Below are 17,397 nucleotides of genomic sequence, written 5' to 3'. Positions count from 1 at the left end.
TTACACGCAAGGAACGCCGTGTCCAAAAATGAAAAGCTGCTCGCCAAATTGCTCAATGAGCACATGGCATTTACCTGGCCCGAGCTCGTCACGCTGTTACGCCGACTCGGATACACACTGATTGAAGGGGCTGGAAGCCGCGTCAAGTTCGATATCGGCGACCCCAGTGCAATGATCACGTTGCACAAGCCTCACCCGGGCAACGAACTGAAACATTACATTCGGCGCCAGATCATCGAACAATTGAAATCAGGAGAACTGATTCAGTGAACAACCAGCTCAAACATAAAGGCTACATCGGCTCTATCGAGGCCAGCCTCGAAGACAACTGCCTGTTCGGCAAGATTTTATTCATCAAGGCATTAGTGAGCTACGAAGGCAAAACCGTCGCAGAACTGGACGCAGCCTTTCGCGAAGCCGTGGACGATTATCTGGCTACCTGCCAGACCCTGGGGCAATCACCTGAGAAGCCATGCAAGGGCTCGTTCAACGTACGCGTTGGGCATGAACTGCATCTGGCAGCCGCTCTGGCCGCAATGCGTAAAAAGGTGACGTTGAACGACCTTACGCGCCAAGCGCTGAATGAGTTTCTGCAACAGCACGACGACGGTCTAGCGGCGGTTTGAATTGGCCAGTCAGGCAACATCGCCACAGGGCTCGTTCGATGCGTGTGGCGAAGTGACGACGCGAGTCATCCCAAATGGTCTTATTCGGGCATTAGAGGTCGTTGACTCCAATCAGAACTAAAGGGTCCATTGTGTTTTTCCACCCGGACTTCTAAATTGAAATCAACGCCCTTCCTGATCCTTGGTCCGCAGTAACGTCCAATGGCATAGACACCCGGAGTCTTGCTATGAACGACATTAGCCCGCCGCCTCCCCCACAAAAAAACTCAACCGGCCTGGAAATACCTGCGCTTGAATGTCCATTACCGATACGACTGGACGAAGCGCTCGGCAACCGTATCAATGCGCTGTTAATGGCGTGGATCAATCGAATCGGTATTTTCGAGGGGCAGTTGGATCACGTAAGGGCCTCGAACTTCGGGCGTTTCGTAATGCTGTGTCACGCCGACACCGACGACGTTCAACGCTTGCTACTGTCTGCAAAATGCATGGCGGCGCTGTTCGCGGTAGACGATCACTATTGTGATGATGAGCGAAGTGGCGCCAACCCCAAGCTCCTGGGCGCACGCTTGTCACTGGCCCTGGCCGCCCTGGACAGGGCATATCTGATTCCATCCCACGACCTCGCGCTCAAACGTGCGCTCAACGATGATCCGGTTTTACGTGGATTGCGGGGATATATGAACCACCTGGATCGCTATGCGACACCCTCGCAGAAAGCTCGCGTTCAGTCGGAGACCATTGCGATGTTCGTGACCATGAATGCGGAAGCTTCATGGCGCATCGAACACAGCCTGCCTCAAGTCTGGGAATATTTGGCACATCGTCAAGTCAACAGCTTTTTACCTTGCATGGCCCTCATTGATATTGTCGGCGGCTATGAACTGGGTGCCGATACTTATTTTTCTGCGCCTGTACGCGAAGTGATCGCCCTAGCTGCAAGTTTGACCATGCTCGTCAATGACTTGTATTCCGCATCCAAAGAGCAAGAGCCTGGCATCGGTGATTTCAACCTGCCATTGCTGCTGGCAAACGAACAAGGTTGTTCATTACAGCAAGCCTTGTGGTTGACAGCCGATCTTCACAACACGCTTATACGTAGATATGAAGCCAAGGAAAGAAGGCTGCTCAAACAGGCCTCCCCCACGCTCAAGCGCTTCCTCGGCGGGGTAAAAGCCTGGCTGGGCGGCAATTACGAGTGGCATCGACACAGCGGTCGCTATCAAGTGTGAACAAGCCGGCACTCAGCCCAACCGCCGATACCCCAACCATGCGGCCAACAACACCACCGCCCCCGCCGCCAACGCCACCCGGAACCCACTGGCAGCGCCGAAATGATCGATCATCCAACCAGAGCTGGCGGCGCCGATAGCAACGCCGATGCTCAGCCCGGTGATCAACCAGGTCATGCCTTCGGTGAGGCGGCTGGGCGCAACGATCTGCTCGACCATGGCCATCGACACGATCAAGGTGGGCGCAAAGAACAGACCGGAGATAAATATGGCGACGGCCAGGCCGGGGATGTTGCTCACCAGCAACAAGGGCAAGGTAGTCAACGCCGTGGCCACACCGCAGAACAGGAACTGACGCGGCAACGGCGCCTTGAGCTTGAGGGCACCGAAAGCCAGCCCGGCCAGGCACGAACCGATGGCGTACACCGACAGCACAATACTCGCCGCCGCCGGCTGGCCCTGATGCTGGGCGAACGCCACACTGACCACGTCCACCACGCCGACGATCACACCCATGGCCAGCAGCAAGGTCATCAGAATCAAAACCGCAGGGGAAGCGATCAGCCAGCGGCCATGCGCGCCGTGGTGCTCGTGTATGGGTGGCTCGGTTTGCCGCTGCAATACAAAGGTGGTGACGCCCACCGCCAGCAACAACGCCGCCACCAAAGGGCCGGCTTCGGGGAACAGCACTACGCTCAGGCCCACAGAAATGGGTGGGCCGATAATAAAGCACACCTCATCCAGCACCGACTCCAGAGCAAACGCGGTTTGCAGCCTGGGCTGGCCGCGGTACAACTCGGTCCAGCGCGCACGCACCATGGCGGACATATTGGGCATGCAGCCGGCCAGCGCAGCAAACAGGAACAGCGTCCAGCTTGGTGCCTGCAAACGCGTACACAGCAACAACATCAATAGCGCCCCGCCGCCGATCAGTGCGGCTATCGGCAGGACCTTGCCCTGGCCGTAGCGGTCCACCCAACGCGACACTTGCGGCGCACAAAACGCCGTGGCCAGGGCAAACACCGCCGCCACCGACCCCGCCAGCCCATAACCGCCATGGACTTGGGCGAGCATGGTGATCAGGCCGATACCGGTCATCGAGATTGGCATGCGCGCCAACATGCCTGCGAGCACAAAGGCTCGGGCGCCTGGGACCTGGAATAATTCGGCGTAAGGGTTTGCCATCCTGCGTAACCTCTTGCTCAAGCTGCGGCCTTGCTATCTGAAGCGATCCGGGCAGAATACATACGGTGCGTATGTGAGGGATCATGCTTCGCATACGCACCGTATGTCAATCACCAACCGATGAGACTTCCATGAGCCGAGCCCGTGCCGAAATGATCGAAGAGACTCGCGCCCGCCTGATCGCAAGTGCGCGCCGGGCATTCGCCACCCAAGGCTATGCCCATACCTCGATGGATGACTTTACCGCTCAAGCCGGGCTGACGCGCGGTGCGTTGTACCATCACTTTGGTGACAAAAAAGGCTTGCTGGCAGCCGTAGTCGCCCAGCTCGACAGCGAGATGGACGAGCACTTGCAACGCATCAGCGCGCAGGCCATAGAGCCCTGGAGCGGGTTTTGCGAACGCTGCCGAGCTTATCTGCGCATGGCCCAGGATCCGGAAATCCAGCGCATTGTGTTGCAGGATGCGCCAGCGGTGCTGGGGGATACCGGCTCACAACACCACTGCGTTGAGTCGTTGCGCCAACTCCTGGAGGTCCTGATGCAAGCCGGATGGGTCGCGCCGGCACCCAGCCAGGCACTGGCGCAGTTGATCAACGGCAGCCTGGTCAACACGGCGTTGTGGATCGCCCGGGATGCACACCCGAGCACGCGCCTGGAGGAAGGCTTGCAGGGCCTGGAGGTGTTATTGCGCGGGCTCAGCCTCAAACCAACCGCTTGATCTGCTTATGCCGCCATACCAGCCGGTAATACGCGGTCTGCAATACCAGCATTGCCAGGTAGGTCACCGGGAACGCCATCCACACCCCCTCCAGCCCGAAGTGTGCGTTGAACAGATAAGCCATCGGCAGCTCCACGCAAAGCACGCAGAAAATCGAGATTGCCACCGGCATCAGCACCACACCGCTGGCGCGCATGATGCCGCCGATCACCGCCTGGAAGCCGAACACCAGGATGCTCCAGAGCATGATGTGCAGCAGGTGTTCGGCTCTGATCCGGGCGCTGTCGTCAGTGATGAACAGCCCCAGCAACCAGTGCGACAACCCATAACCGAGCACAATCAGGCCCCCGGTCAGGCACAGGTTGATCACCAACCCCGTGCGCAGGATCGGCCCGATGCGCTCCAGGCGCCCGGCGCCGATCGCCTGGGCACCGAGGATCGAGGCGGTGATGGCAATCGACAGCGCCGGGAACTGGACGTAGTTGACGATCTGCGTCACCGCGCCATAAGCCGCCGTGGCCTGGGAGCCGTGGCTATTGACCAGGGCCAGGATGACCAATTCCGACAACGACAACACCACCATCTGCAAGCCTGTCGGCAGGCCGATGCGCAGCACTTTACCGAGGATGACGCGGTCCAGGCGTAAAGCCGCGAGCAGCTCGCGATCCGGTGCCATCACATGGTTTTTATGCCGCAGGCGCAGCACCAGGAACAGCATCGCCAAGGCGTTAGCCACCAAACCTGCGTAAACCGCACTCTGGATGCCAAGGGGCGGCAGGCCGATCCAGCCGCGAATCAGCGCTGGCGTGAGCAGCAAGCCCACCAGGGTCGAAACCATTAACGCCAGCAACGGTGAAATCGTATCGCTCACCCCACGCAGCAATTGGGTATAGAGGATGAACACCAGCAACAGCGGCATGATCAACATCATCATCTGGGCATAGCCCACCGCATCGTCGAGCACATCCAGCGGCGTACCCAATGCCTGCAAGGCCGGGCGCGCAAACAGGCTGCCCAGCACCGCGGCAATCAGGCCCACCAGGGCGCCCAACGTCAGGGTGGCGCCGGTAATCACCTTGACCAGCCCCGTCTCCTGGGCACCCCACGCCTGGCCGATCAACACCGAGGCGCCCGCCCCCAGGCCGATCACCAGGGCGATAAAGAAAAACACGATGGGGAACATCCCCGACACCGCCGCCAAAGCCTGGGTGCCGAGCATTTGCCCGACATAGATACCGTTGAGGGTGCCGGAAAAGCTTTGCAGAAAATTGGACAGCACCATCGGTGCCAGAAAGATCAGATAGATCTGCCACAGCGGGCGTTGCAAAGGGGTCAGCATGAAAAATGGGACCTCGAATAACGAAAGCGTCGCAGGGTTATACCGTAAGTGGATCCAATGCTAATGCGTTTTAGCAAAGATCACTCATCCACCAAACGTCTGCGACGGCCTGCGCAACGTAGGGTCGAACGGGTTGATGCGTGGCCCGATTGCTGCAGCTTCGCGCTTGAGCAATTCCACCACCATCGGCAATCGGCTTGGCCCCAGGCGGTCACTGATGGTCGCCACACTCAACGCTGCGACCGCATGCCCCTCGCGGTTGAGGATCGGCACTGCCAACCCCGCCATACCTTCCAGCACCCCGGTGTTGCGTGCCGCGTAGCCCAAATTGCGAACGTTCTCAACTTCGGAGCGCAGCAGCACTTCGTCATACAAATGAAAATCCTTGAGCCGTGGCAGGTTGTAGCGGATGACCGTCTCGCGCTCTTCCTGCGGCAGAAAGGCCAGAATTGCCAGGCTGCCCTGCCCTACCCCCAGGGCTACGCGCCCGCCGATATCACCGGTGAAGGTACGAATCGGGTACGGGCCTTCGCTGCGGTCCAGGCAAATGGCGTCGAAGCCGCTGCGAGCCAGCAGGAACAGCGAATCTCCCAACGATGCACTCAGGCGCAACAGGCTTGGGCGCACCAGATCGCGCAGGTTGCCAGTCTTGCCGGCATTGGCCGCCAACGCAAAGAACTCCAGGCTCAGGCGATAGCGTTTACTGCGCGCATCCTGCTCGACCATGCCTTCATCCATCAGGCTGCGTAGCAAGCGGTGAGTGGTGGGCTGGGAGAGGCCAACGCGGTGGGCGAGCTGGGTGACACGTTCACCTCCCTCGGGCACTTCACCCAGAGCGCGTAGTAAGGCAAACACGCGGGATACGCCACCAGCACCGACTTCCTTGCCGCTACTATTCCGCTGAATGGAGTCTGTATCACTCGATATCAACATAAATTCTGCTCAGTGAATAAATCTTAAAATAGTAGTCCGCTGAATGAAATCCCATCTTCCGCCCATCCTAGTCTTCGCTCTAATCTGCGTCCACAGGGGCGAAACGAACAACAACTGGCAGCCGACTCAAGATCGAGCGTCAACGCACCGGCAACACTCTTTTCGCATCTGCCCAAAACAAAAAAGCGCGCTTCGGCGCGGCGGAATAAAAGGTGGAACGCAGACATGGCATTTCTCCAACTCAACGCCTTGAGTAAACGCTACGGCGCCGTTGATGCAGTAGTTGCCACCGACCTCGCGGTGGAAAAAGGTGAATTCGTTTCCCTGCTTGGTCCTTCGGGCTGCGGCAAGACCACCACCCTGCAAATGATCGCCGGCTTTGTCGAGGTGAGCAGCGGCCAGATCCTGCTCGATGGTCGCGACATTACCCGCGCCAAGCCTGCCAGTCGTGGCCTGGGCGTGGTGTTCCAAAGTTATGCGCTGTTTCCCCATATGAGCGTGCGCGACAACGTCGCCTTCGGCTTGAAGATGCGCAAGGTACCGGCCACCGAGATCGCAAGCCTCGTCAAGACCGTACTCGAACTGGTGCGTCTGGCCCCCCATGCCGAACGCTACCCTCGGGAACTCTCCGGCGGCCAACGCCAACGCGTCGCGCTGGCCCGTGCATTGGTGATCGAGCCACCGGTTCTGCTGTTGGATGAACCGTTGTCCAACCTTGACGCCAACCTGCGTGAAGAGATGCAGTTCGAGATCCGCCGCATTCAATGTGCGGTGGGCATCACCACCTTAATGGTCACCCACGACCAGGCCGAAGCGCTCTCCATCAGCGATCGCGTGGTCGTGATGCAGGCCGGGCGCGTGACCCAGATCGACGCGCCATACAAACTCTATGAACACCCGCGCACGCGCTTCATCTCTGACTTTGTCGGCAAGGCCAACCTGCTGGCCGGCGACTACGACGCGCTCGGTGTCCCCCAAGTGCGTCACCAGGGCGGCGCTGGCCAACTGACCCTGAGCCTGCGTCCGGAAAAGATCCAATTGGTACAAGCAGGTTCAGGCCGCGTGCAAGGCCAGGTGCTCGACCGCTACTTTTTCGGCAGCCAATGGTTGTATCGCATCCATACCCCCCTTGGCGAAATTACCGTGGTGCGCGGCAACGATGGCAGCGCACCGCTTTGCAACGGCGCGGCAGTGGGCCTGCAATGGCAAGCGGATTTGCTGCGGGTACTGGCGGCCGATGAGGTGCACCCATGAATCGCGGCTACCTGCTCTCGTTACCGGCATTGGTGCTGTTTGGCGGGTTACTGATCTTGCCATTGGCCTTGACGCTGGTACTGTCCTTCAACGTGTTCGATTACCAGGTGGGTGTAAAGGCCGATCAGTGGACCCTGGCCCACTACCTGGCATTGTTGAGCGATGCCTATTTCTACGAGATCTTCTGGCGCACCTTCTGGATCAGTGCGCTGGTAACGTTGCTGTGCGTGCTGATCGGGGTACCGGAGGCGTACATCCTCAGCCGCATGGGTACGCCGTGGCGGTCGGTCTTCCTGATCCTGATCCTCACACCGCTTCTGATTTCCGTGGTGGTACGCGCGTTTGGCTGGAGCTTGCTGCTCGGCGCCGATGGCCTGGTCAACCAAGTGATCCAGGCCATCGGCGGGCGCCCGGTGAAGCTGCTGTATACGCCGTTCGCCGTGATCATCGCGCTGGTGCACGTGATGCTGCCGTTCATGATCATTCCGGTATGGACCTCCCTGCAAAAGCTCGACCCCTCGGCGGAACAAGCGGCGCTTTCTCTGGGCGCAAGCCAGGCCACGGTGATGCGCAAGATCGTGTTGCCGCAAGTGATGCCCGGCGTGCTGTCCGGCACCTTGATCGTGTTCGGCCTGGCCGCCAGTTCGTTCGCAATCCCAGGGTTGCTGGGCGGGCGGCGTCTGAAAATGGTCGCCACTGTGGTGTATGACCAATACCTCTCGGAACTCAACTGGCCCATGGGCGCGACCATCGCGGTGGTGCTGCTGTTGGTCAATCTACTGATCATGCTGAGCTGGAACCGAATGGTCGAAGGCCGCTATAAAAAGTCCCTGGGGGTTTAAGCGCATGTCCAGAAACGGTCCTTTGGCCCTCGGTTTCCATGGTTTGGTGGTGCTGTTCATGATGGCGCCGCTGGTGGTGGTGTGCCTGGTGGCGTTCACCCCGGAAAACACCTTGAGCCTGCCCACGTCGGGCTTTTCCCTGCGCTGGTTTCGCGCCGTATTCGAACGCGCCGACTTCATCCAGGCCTTCTATAACAGCCTGATCCTGGCGTTTACCGCCGCGTCCCTGGCGACCTTGATCGCGGTACCGGCGGCTTTGGCGATCAGTCGCTATACGTTCCCCGGGCGTAACTTTTTCAGTGCACTGTTTCTGTCGCCGATCATCATCCCGCACCTGGTGCTGGGCGTGGCGATGCTGCGCCTGTTTGCGTTGATGGGCGTTAATGGCAGCTTTACCTGGCTGATGCTGGCGCACGTGGTGATCATCACTCCCTATGTACTGCGCCTGGTGCTGGCGGCAGCGATCGGGATTGATCGCAGTGCCGAGCAGGCCGCCGAATCCCTCGGAGCCGGGCGCTTTACGTTGTTCCGGCAAATCACCTTGCCGATGATTTTGCCTGGGGTGGCCGGTGGTTGGTTGCTGGCGTTCATCAACAGTTTCGATGAGGTGACCCTGTCAATCTTCGTCAGTTCACCTGCCACACAAACCCTGCCGGTGCGCATGTACGTGTATGCCACTGAGTCCATCGATCCAATGATGGCGGCGGTATCGGCGCTGGTGATCGCACTCACCGCAGCGACCATGATTCTGCTCGATCGGGTCTACGGCCTGGACCGTGTACTGGTGGGGAAACATTGATGGCGCTGTTCAAGCGGCTGACGGAAACCCAGCGCCCAGCCCTGGCGTTCACCCTTGATGGGCAGCCGGCCACCGGGCTGCTCGGCGATACCTTGCTGACTGCCATGCTGACCTGCGCCGACCATCTGCGCGGCAGCGATTTCAGCGCCGAACGCCGCGCCGGTTTTTGCCTGATGGGGGCGTGCCAGGATTGTTGGGTACGGCTTGCCGATGGGCGACGCGTACGGGCCTGCTCGACGTTGCTCGAAGAAGGTCACGCGATCAGCCGCGATCCAGGACGGCAGCCATGAAGCCCGTGGCAATTGTAGGCGCAGGCCCAGCGGGCATCGCTGCCGCACGTACGCTGCTCGATCACGGCATAAAACCCTGCTTGATCGATGAGAACCTGCGTGGCGGCGGGCAGATATATCGGCGCCAACCGGCAAACTTCCAGCGCTCGGCCAAACAACTCTACGGCTTTGAAGCGAGCAAGGCGCAGACCGTGCATCGCATCATGGACGAGCTTGCGCCGTTGATCGACTACCGGCCGCAAACCCTGGTATGGAACGCCGAGGACAACCGTCTCGACCTGCTCACCAGCGGTCGCATCGACAGCGTTGAGTATTCGCGCATCATTGTCGCCACCGGCGCCACCGACCGTATCCTGCCGGTGCCGGGCTGGACCTTGCCGGGCGTCTACAGCCTGGGCGCGGCGCAAATCGCCTTGAAGTACCAGGGCTGCGCAATTGGCGAACGCGTAGTGTTTTGTGGTTCCGGACCACTGCTCTATCTCGTCGCTTATCAATATGCCCAGGCGGGCGCCAAGGTGTTGGCCGTGCTCGACAGTGCGCCGTTCAGTGCCCAATGTCGCGCATTACCGGCGCTGCTCAGGCAACCGGCGACCCTGGCAAAGGGTTTGTATTACCGTGCTTGGCTGACGGCCCATGGGATTGCCGTGCATCAGGGCGCAACACTGTCGCAGATCGATGGAGAGCAACGGGTCCACGGCATTCGCTGGGGCGAACAGACGCTGGAATGCGATGCGGTGGCCTTCGCGCATGCCCTGCGCAGCGAAACGCAACTAGCGGATTTACTCGGCTGTGACTTTGCCTGGAATAATCTCAACCGCGCCTGGTTGCCGCAGCGGGACTGCGCTGGGCGCAGCAGCGTCGAGGCGGTGTATCTGGCTGGCGATGGCGCAGGGATCATGGGCGCGGATGCGGCGCAGATGGCTGGCGAATGTGCGGCGTTGGCGCTGCTGGAGGATGCCGGCATTACGGTCGATCAGCACCGCCAGGATACGCTGCAGAAGCAGTTGGCGAGGATCCAGGGCTTTCGTCAGGGCCTGGAAACCGCGTTCCCTTTCCCCGAACAATGGGCTGTGCAAGCCCCCGACGAACTGATTCTGTGCCGCTGCGAAGAGGTCAGCGTCGGTGAAGTGCGGGCAGTAGTGGATGAGGGTCACTGGGAAATAAATCGGGTCAAAGCCCATTGCCGCATTGGCATGGGCCGCTGCCAGGGACGGATGTGCGGGTTGGCGACGGCGGAAATTGTCGCCCAGCGCAGCGGGCGTGGCATCGAACAAGTCGGACGCCTGCGAGGCCAAGCGCCGATCAAGCCGCTGCCGTTTGGCGTGGAGGGGCAACCATGATCGACGTCATCGTCCTGGGCGGCGGGATCGTCGGCGCTTCGGCAGCTTTGACACTCGCGCGAAAAGGCCAGCGGGTGGCGCTGGTGGAACGGGATTTTTGTGGCTCGCACTCCAGCGGCGTCAATTATGGCGGCGTGCGCCGCCAGGGCCGGCCCTTGCATCAGTTACCGTTGTCCCAGCGCGCCCATCAACTGTGGGCCGACTTGCCAGGCTTGATTGGCATTAGTGGCGAGTACGTGCGCTGCGGGCATTTGAAGCTGGCGCGCAGCCCGGTAGATTTTGCTGCGCTGCATGCGTATGCCGAACAAACCCGTGGCTTCGACCTGGGCTTGCAGCTGTTGGATCGCACTGAGTTGCGCGGGCGTTTCCCCTGGGTGGGCGACGTGGCAGTGGGTGCCTCCTTGTGCCCGGAAGACGGACATGCCAACCCGCGACTAGTGGCCCCTGCCTTCGCCCGTGCCGCCCTACGCCACGGCGCCGAGGTGTACGAGCAAGCCGAAGTGATCGGCATCGAGCACAACAGCCAACAGTTCCAGGTGCACTGTGCCAATGGCTTGCATCTGCAAGCCCCCTGGCTGCTCAACTGCGCCGGTGCCTGGGCCGGCAGTGTCGCTGCACAGTTTGACGAGCCGGTACCGATTACCTCGGCGCACCCGGCGATGCTGGTCACCGAACCACTGCCGGTGGTGATGACTGTCAGTACCGGTGTCGAGGGCGGAGGGATCTATGCGCGGCAAGTCGCCAGGGGCAACTGCATCCTCGGCGGCGGTCGCGGCTTTGCCCTCGGCCCACAGCAAGCCAGGCCAGGTCAGGCCGCGCTGCTGGAAATTCTGCGCAATGCCAGCGAACTCTATCCATTTCTCAAGGGTGCCCAGGCGATCCGGACCTGGAGCGGCACCGAAGGTTACTTGCCCGATCACGAACCGGTGATCGGCCCCAGCAGCACCCAACCTGGCCTGCTCCACGGTTTCGGCTTCGCCGGCGCCGGGTTCCAGCTCGGCCCCGCAGTCGGCGAAGCCCTGGCAGAGATTGTCTGCGCAGGGGCCAGCCGCCAACCCATCGAAGCGTTTTCCATCCGTCGTTTCCAAGCCTGAGAGGAAAAACATCCATGCACTCACGCATCGCTTTATCCTGCTTGTCCCTCGCCTTGCTCACCGGCACCGCCCATGCCGCCCCCACGCTGTATCTGGGCATGAACGGCGGTACCATGGAACGGGTGTACGCCGACAAGGTGCTGCCCGCCTTCGAGAAAGCCAACAACGTCAAGGTGGTGATCGTACCCGGCACCTCCTCGGACATCCTTGCCAAGGTCCAGGCCAACAAGGCCAACCCGCAGATGCACGTCATGTTCCTCGACGACGGCATCATGTACCGCGCGATCTCCATGGGCCTGTGCGACAAGCTCGCGCCAAGCCCGACCCTGGAGCAGATCCCGGCCAAGGCCAGAATCAAGGACGAAGCCGTGGCCGTAACACTGGGCGTCACCGGCCTGGGTTACAACGCCAAGATGTTCAAGGACAAGGGCTGGTCCGCACCCACCTCGTGGATGGACCTGGCCGACCCGCGTTTCAAGGACAAAGTGGTGTTCCAGTCCCTGGCCTCCTCCACCTTTGGCCTGCACGGTTTCCTGATGTTCAACCGCATCCAGGGTGGCGATGAAACCAATGTAGAACCGGGCTTCAAAGCCTGGCCTACCAGCGTCGGCCCCAACGTACTGGAATACATCGCCAGCTCCGCGAAAATCTCCGAGATGGTGCAAACCGACGAAGCCGCACTCTTCCCCCTGACGCCGACCCAGGTCGCCACGCAGAAGCTGTTGGGCATACCCATGGAATATGCGCAGCCCAAGGAAGGCGCGGTGGTTCTCAACGTGGCCGAGTGCGTGATCGCCCGCAATGACCAGCCGGAACTGGCGCAGAAACTCGCGGCGTTCTTGCTGACCGCTGAGGCCCAGGCGCCGGCGCTGGAGGACGGCGACCAGATCCCGTCGAACCCGACGACGCCCACCACCGAAAAGACCCGGGCACGGGTGGAAGCCATGCAGGGTTACTTGCAGACGGCGATTTCAATTGACTGGGACCAGGTTAACCAGGCGAGGCCGGAATGGAATGCGCGGTGGAGTCGCTCGATTGAGCGTTGAGGCTTGAGCGCTGCGCAATCGCGGCCAGTTCATCGCGGGTGCTACTGATGACAGCACCCGCCTTGAGCAACTCATTGACCGCCTGTACACCCCCCTCCTCGCTGATGCTGCGGCACGCCGGCAGGTGCAGGACCACTTGCAATCCGGCCTTGAGCAACTGCAACACAGTGGTCTTGACGCAGTAGTCCAAAGCCAGGCCGCCGACGATCACACGCACCACCCCTCGGGCCTTGAGGTACTCGATGACGCCGGTGGACAGTTTGTCGTGCAGGTCGTGGTAGCAGGCGCCATAAGGGTGCAGGTCGGGTTCGACGCCCTTCCAGATGAAGTAGTCATAGTCATAAGGCGCTGGCAGTTCGTCGAGCAACGTGAAGCCTTCGGTACCCGGCACGCAGTGGCTGACCCAGGTGACATCGGCGTGGGCAAGGCCAGTGGGCTGCAACATCTGGCTGTGCTGCGCAACCACCCAAGGGGCATGCGGGGTGTGGGCGTCCTTGCTGCCGATGCGATGACCGGCGAGGCTGGCCATGTAGTTGAGTTCGGCGCCAATGCGGTCGCCACCGACCACCGGCAACTCGTTGGGGCACAAAGGCGTGAAGCTTTTCTGCGCGTCGACGTCGAATGAAGCGATGGCGGTTTTCGCAAGGGTCATGGTGATTCTCCGGTGGCAGGCCCCAGGTGACGGAGTGTCAGTCACTTTATAGATGGCTGGCAACACCGCCATGGGTACAAGTCGAATCGTCGCACCGCCCCTCCCATGTTTTTAACGGTGCATGGCTTCAGTTCATCCAGTTGCCGCCATCCACGTTGTAGGTCTGGGCCACCACATAATCGGCTTCCTTCGACGCCAGGAAGATCGCCATTCCAGTCAGATCTTGCGCCGTGCCCATGCGCCCGAACGGCACCTCATCCCCTACCCGCTTTTTCTTCTCGCCAGGTGCCAGCCCCTCATGCCTGGCAAACAGCGCATCAACGGCGTCCCAGTGCTCGCCGTCCACTACGCCCGGGGCGATGGCATTGACGTTGATGCCCTGCTTGATCAGGTTCAACCCCGCCGATTGCGTCAGGCTGATCACCGCCGCCTTGGTCGCACAATAGACGGCTACCAACGGCTCTCCCCGCCGTCCGGCCTGACTGGCCATGTTGATGATCTTGCCGCCATGGCCCTGGCTGATCATCTGCCGGGCCGCGGCTTGTAACGTGAACAGGGTGCCGGCGACGTTGATCGAGAACAGCCGCTCAAAGCTGTCGCGGGTAATGTCGATAATAGGTGCCAGGTCGAACAGCGCAGCATTGTTGATCAGGATATCCAGCTTGCCGGCATGGGCCACGACCGCGGCGATGGCGGCGTCGATGCAAGCTTGATCGGTGACGTCCATCGCCACGGCGTAAGCCTGGGGGCCCAATTCGGCGGCGGTGGCCTGGGCGCGTTGCAGGTTGATGTCGGCAATGGCAACGGTAGCGCCTTCAGCAATATAGGCCTGGGCAAATGCTCGGCCGATACCCCGCGCCGATCCGGTGATCAACGCGCTTTTACCTTCGAGTCGTTTCATCGCGGTGTCCTGTAAAAATGAGTTCGGGTCGCCGGCACATTGCACCTGTTGTTTTTGTGGGCGTGCCTCGATTACAGCAGCTCGGCCTGGCCCTCACAAACGACTGGCGACTGCGCGGCTGATACTTTTTTAACCTCAAGCCCAGGATCAAAAAAGTACCAGTGCAAGGCAAAACCGGGGTAGCACACTGATTGCCGGTGCGCGTATTTTGAGTCCATTGCACAACTACAAGAGGCAGCACCATGCCCATCAGCCGCGCCAGCCCGTTCGAGCACCGCCCTGCGGAGCTTGAAGTGATCCTGCCCGAACCGGAGCATGGTTTTCGCTGGTTCGAACATGACTATCCCTATGAGCTGGCGCGCTGGAACCATCACCCCGAGTTCGAGATTCACCTGATCCGCCAGGGCAGCGGCAAGCTGGTGGCGGGCGACTATATTGGTGCGTTCAACGCCGGTCATGTCGCGTTGATCGGTCCTGACCTGCCCCACGACTGGATCGGCGACCTGGCGCCGGGCGAATACCTGAGCGGCCGCGACGTGGTGCTGCAGTTCGACGGCGCCGCCCTCCTCGCCCTGCGCACCACCCTGCCTGAGCTCGGCGATCTACAACCGTTGTTTGAACGGGCGCGATGCGGCCTTGAATTCAGCGGCGAAGCAGCAACGAGTGCGGCACGACTGATGGAGGCCATCGGCAGCGCCCATGGCCTGCAACGCCTGACCCTGTTCCTGCAGCTGCTCGACACCCTGAAGAACGCCTCGCCCACACAGGCCAAGACCCTGGCCAGCCCGTACTACGCACCCACCCTGGATGCGCGCAGTGCCGATCGCATCAACAAAGCCTTCGATTACCTGATGCGCGAACTGACCGGCGACGTGCGCCTATCGGACATTGCGCGGCAATTGGAGATGAGCGAGCCGGGCTTCTCGCGTTTTTTCAAGCGCAACACCGGCCACGGTTTTATCGACCTGATGCGTAAGTTCCGCGTGCAACGTGCCTGCCGGTTGTTGTTGCAAAGCCAGATGTCGGTGGCGGATATCTGCTTTGAAGTGGGCTACGCCAACCTGTCCAATTTCAACCGCCACTTTCGCATCGAAATGCATCAGACGCCGAGCGAATACCGGCGGCAGACTGCACTGCGTGTATTCAATCCCATCGCCAATCAACCACCACGCGCCAAGCTCACCTATTGACCCAGTGCCTGTTGCGCCAGGCAAGCCACCCGCAACTCATCCTCGGCGCGCTCGCGCTCCTGATCTTCCAAAAACCAGGCGGCGGACAGCCCAGCGTGAGCCACCACCCATTGCAGCAAACGCGTGCGCGACAGCCCCGCCGCCTGGGTAAGCACCTCGACCTGGCGGCTGAAACGCTGCGGGTCGCTAGCAGTAGGCAAATCCGGATTGCAGATCAGGTTGACGTAATCGTAGCCGCGCTCACCCACCACCCGTTTTGGATCAATCGCCAGCCAGCCCCGAGGGCCGAAGTCGAGAATATTGTTGTGATGGATATCTCCGTGCAGCACCACCCTATCCTCTTGCGCCACCAACAAGGTACGGGCCATCGCCGCGCAGTCGCGTAGCACGCCACCGTCGCGCTCGGCGGCGCTCCACAAGGACTTGAACCATTCATCCAGCCCAAGCAAACCCTCGGGCGGCGACGCACGGGGCGCATGCAGTCGGGCCACGGTGGCGCAGGCGATCTGACTGGCTTCGTCGTCCTGGCCATTGAGGGCCATGCGCATCAAGGAACCTGGCCCAGTGGCGCGCTCCATCAATACTGCGGTGTGGTCATGGGCAAACACCTGCGCCGCGCCGTCGCCCGCCCACCAACTCAACAAGCGACCGCCAAGTTTTTCTTCCGAGGTATGGGCAATTTTCAGCATCGCCGCCATGCCTTGCCAGCGCACCGGCAAAAGGTGACTGCCAGGCGTAACGATAAGCTCGCCATCGGCACTCAAGCTCCAGGCGCGCAGATAGTGATCGAACATATGGGTGCTCCAGTGGGTGGACACAGGATGACATGTAACCCGCTGGTTTTCTGACCAAAGCGTCGGCTAATTCGCATTTTTTCCAAACAGTTCAAGCCATTGACACAAGTTGGTACAGCCTGTGCAAACGTTTGCGGAACGAACTTGGCTGCCAAGTTCAGCCCTACCCGATGAATCGGGCTAAACCGTGTACGAATAAGGACTTTCAATGCATCCCACCTCTAAGCCTCGTGCTTGCCTTGGTGTTTCCCTGCTACTGGCCGCCGTTACGGGAGTACTCAGTGGCCCCATTTTGGCGCAACAAAAACCCGTCGATGATTCAGCCCAGGGCGAAACCCTTAGCCCTGAGGCCAGCCCACCGGCGAAAAAAGGCGTTTACCTGTCGGAGTGGTTCAACCAGGACCTGACGCTGATCGGCAGCAAAGACATCAGCTTCGGCCCCAAGCCCCAGGATGACGTCTACCTGGAGTACGAGTACTTCGGGCGCAAGGGGCCCTTTGAGCTGTACGGCTATATCGACGTGCCGAAGATCCTCACCATCGGTAACAGTAATGACAAAGGTGTATGGGACCATGGCTCGCCGGTATTCATGGAGCATGAACCGCGGATCTCCATCGACTACCTCGCAGGGCGCAGCCTGGCGATCGGCCCGTTCAAGGAGTGGTATGTGGCCTTTGACTGGATTTACGATCACGGCAGCCATAAGGAAAACCGCGCCAACACCCTGTACAGCGGCCTGGGCACCGATATCGACACCCACTCGCGGGTCAACCTGTCGGCCAACTTTTATGGCCGCTACCAGTGGGAAAACTACGGCGCCAGCAATGAATATTCCTGGGATGGCTACCGCGCGCAGATGAAGTACATCGTGCCCATCGGCAAGTTCGACAACGGTGCTTCGCTGACCTATATCGGCTTTACCAACTACGACTTCGGCTCAGACCTGCACAAGGACAACCCGGCGCGCACCGCCAATTCCCTGGTGGCTACCAACGTGTTGCTGTACGCGTTCACCCACCTGCGCTTTACCCTGGTGGGTCGTTACTTTCACAACGGTGGCAACTGGGAAGACGGCAGCGAGTTGAATTTCGGCGAAGGCAACTTCCGCGCCCGCTCTGATGGCTGGGGTTACTACGCCGGCGTGGGTTACCAATTCTGATC

The 17,397-nt window shown here is 60.5% G+C and carries 19 protein-coding genes; 13 read left to right on the top strand and 6 right to left on the bottom strand.

What is annotated here, in order from left to right; all coding sequences use genetic code 11:
• Positions 1-18: 18 nt before the first annotated feature.
• The 3 genes from FW800_RS16140 (at position 19) to FW800_RS16130 (ending at position 1,858) form a co-directional block, all read left to right on the top strand.
• A complete protein-coding gene (locus FW800_RS16140) occupies positions 19-270 on the top strand; it encodes a type II toxin-antitoxin system HicA family toxin (protein ID WP_032876316.1) in 252 nt (83 codons plus the stop codon).
• Positions 267-626: a type II toxin-antitoxin system HicB family antitoxin gene (locus FW800_RS16135; RefSeq protein WP_103735389.1), complete on the top strand. Its 360-nt coding sequence runs from the start codon at positions 267-269 to the stop codon at positions 624-626. The genes FW800_RS16140 and FW800_RS16135 overlap by 4 nt, the downstream gene beginning before the upstream one ends.
• 227 nt (positions 627-853) lie before the next feature.
• Positions 854-1,858: a family 2 encapsulin nanocompartment cargo protein terpene cyclase gene (locus tag FW800_RS16130; protein WP_103735388.1), complete on the top strand. Its 1,005-nt coding sequence runs from the start codon at positions 854-856 to the stop codon at positions 1,856-1,858.
• 12 nt (positions 1,859-1,870) lie between these two features.
• On the opposite strand, the gene FW800_RS16125 is transcribed toward FW800_RS16130, so the two are convergent.
• Positions 1,871-3,043, bottom strand: coding sequence for an MFS transporter (locus FW800_RS16125; RefSeq protein WP_446437962.1), 1,173 nt, complete (start codon positions 3,041-3,043; stop codon positions 1,871-1,873).
• A gap of 131 nt (positions 3,044-3,174) precedes the next feature.
• On the opposite strand from FW800_RS16125, the gene FW800_RS16120 reads away from it, so the two are divergent.
• Positions 3,175-3,762 (top strand): TetR/AcrR family transcriptional regulator, encoded by a 588-nt coding sequence (locus tag FW800_RS16120; protein ID WP_446437961.1) that lies wholly within the window; start codon positions 3,175-3,177, stop codon positions 3,760-3,762.
• Here the strand turns inward: FW800_RS16120 and FW800_RS16115 are convergent.
• Both FW800_RS16115 and FW800_RS16110 read right to left on the bottom strand, forming a co-directional pair.
• A complete protein-coding gene (locus FW800_RS16115) occupies positions 3,746-5,101 on the bottom strand; it encodes an MATE family efflux transporter (protein WP_078821098.1) in 1,356 nt (451 codons plus the stop codon). The two genes, FW800_RS16120 and FW800_RS16115, sit on opposite strands and share 17 nt — an antisense overlap.
• An 84-nt stretch (positions 5,102-5,185) precedes the next feature.
• On the bottom strand, positions 5,186-6,034 hold the full coding sequence (locus FW800_RS16110) for an IclR family transcriptional regulator (protein ID WP_032876330.1): 849 nt from the start codon (positions 6,032-6,034) through the stop codon (positions 5,186-5,188).
• 225 nt (positions 6,035-6,259) lie between these two features.
• Between FW800_RS16110 and FW800_RS16105 the strand changes: the two genes are divergently transcribed.
• The 7 genes from FW800_RS16105 to FW800_RS16075 are packed head-to-tail and all read left to right on the top strand — an operon-like array spanning position 6,260 to position 12,699.
• Complete coding sequence (locus FW800_RS16105; RefSeq protein ID WP_005787624.1) at positions 6,260-7,288, top strand: ABC transporter ATP-binding protein; 1,029 nt, start codon at positions 6,260-6,262, stop codon at positions 7,286-7,288.
• Positions 7,285-8,130 (top strand): ABC transporter permease, encoded by an 846-nt coding sequence (locus tag FW800_RS16100; protein WP_446437960.1) that lies wholly within the window; start codon positions 7,285-7,287, stop codon positions 8,128-8,130. The genes FW800_RS16105 and FW800_RS16100 overlap by 4 nt, the downstream gene beginning before the upstream one ends.
• A gap of 4 nt (positions 8,131-8,134) precedes the next feature.
• A complete protein-coding gene (locus tag FW800_RS16095; protein ID WP_005787620.1) occupies positions 8,135-8,929 on the top strand; it encodes an ABC transporter permease in 795 nt (264 codons plus the stop codon).
• A complete protein-coding gene (locus tag FW800_RS16090) occupies positions 8,929-9,219 on the top strand; it encodes a (2Fe-2S)-binding protein (protein WP_005787618.1) in 291 nt (96 codons plus the stop codon). Before FW800_RS16095 ends, FW800_RS16090 begins: the two co-directional genes overlap by 1 nt.
• Positions 9,216-10,559: an FAD/NAD(P)-dependent oxidoreductase gene (locus FW800_RS16085; RefSeq protein WP_223018660.1), complete on the top strand. Its 1,344-nt coding sequence runs from the start codon at positions 9,216-9,218 to the stop codon at positions 10,557-10,559. Before FW800_RS16090 ends, FW800_RS16085 begins: the two co-directional genes overlap by 4 nt.
• The gene (locus FW800_RS16080) at positions 10,556-11,653 is read left to right on the top strand and encodes an NAD(P)/FAD-dependent oxidoreductase (protein ID WP_223018659.1); all 1,098 of its coding nucleotides are present in this window, start codon (positions 10,556-10,558) and stop codon (positions 11,651-11,653) included. The genes FW800_RS16085 and FW800_RS16080 overlap by 4 nt, the downstream gene beginning before the upstream one ends.
• A gap of 14 nt (positions 11,654-11,667) precedes the next feature.
• Complete coding sequence (locus FW800_RS16075) at positions 11,668-12,699, top strand: ABC transporter substrate-binding protein (RefSeq protein WP_032876340.1); 1,032 nt, start codon at positions 11,668-11,670, stop codon at positions 12,697-12,699.
• On the opposite strand, the gene FW800_RS16070 is transcribed toward FW800_RS16075, so the two are convergent.
• Positions 12,644-13,351 (bottom strand): isochorismatase family protein, encoded by a 708-nt coding sequence (locus tag FW800_RS16070; RefSeq protein ID WP_256858639.1) that lies wholly within the window; start codon positions 13,349-13,351, stop codon positions 12,644-12,646. The genes FW800_RS16075 and FW800_RS16070 overlap by 56 nt on opposite strands.
• Before the next feature lie 127 nt (positions 13,352-13,478).
• On the bottom strand, positions 13,479-14,252 hold the full coding sequence (locus FW800_RS16065) for an L-iditol 2-dehydrogenase (protein WP_032876342.1): 774 nt from the start codon (positions 14,250-14,252) through the stop codon (positions 13,479-13,481).
• 242 nt (positions 14,253-14,494) lie between these two features.
• Here FW800_RS16065 and FW800_RS16060 point away from each other — a divergent pair, with 242 nt between their 5' ends.
• Positions 14,495-15,442 carry a helix-turn-helix domain-containing protein gene (locus FW800_RS16060; protein WP_446437959.1) on the top strand — a complete coding sequence of 316 codons (948 nt, stop codon included), beginning with the start codon at positions 14,495-14,497 and terminating at the stop codon, positions 15,440-15,442.
• Here the strand turns inward: FW800_RS16060 and FW800_RS16055 are convergent.
• Positions 15,436-16,236 carry an aminoglycoside phosphotransferase family protein gene (locus FW800_RS16055; RefSeq protein WP_446437958.1) on the bottom strand — a complete coding sequence of 267 codons (801 nt, stop codon included), beginning with the start codon at positions 16,234-16,236 and terminating at the stop codon, positions 15,436-15,438. The two genes, FW800_RS16060 and FW800_RS16055, sit on opposite strands and share 7 nt — an antisense overlap.
• Before the next feature lie 208 nt (positions 16,237-16,444).
• On the opposite strand from FW800_RS16055, the gene FW800_RS16050 reads away from it, so the two are divergent.
• Positions 16,445-17,395, top strand: a complete 951-nt coding sequence (locus FW800_RS16050; protein WP_005787604.1) for a nucleoside-specific channel-forming protein Tsx — start codon at positions 16,445-16,447, stop codon at positions 17,393-17,395.
• Positions 17,396-17,397 lie beyond the last annotated feature (2 nt).

Source organism: Pseudomonas sp. 910_23, assembly GCF_052850795.1.
The sequence above is the reverse complement of the archived record's forward strand: the minus strand, read 5'-3'. Positions and strand labels throughout refer to the sequence as shown.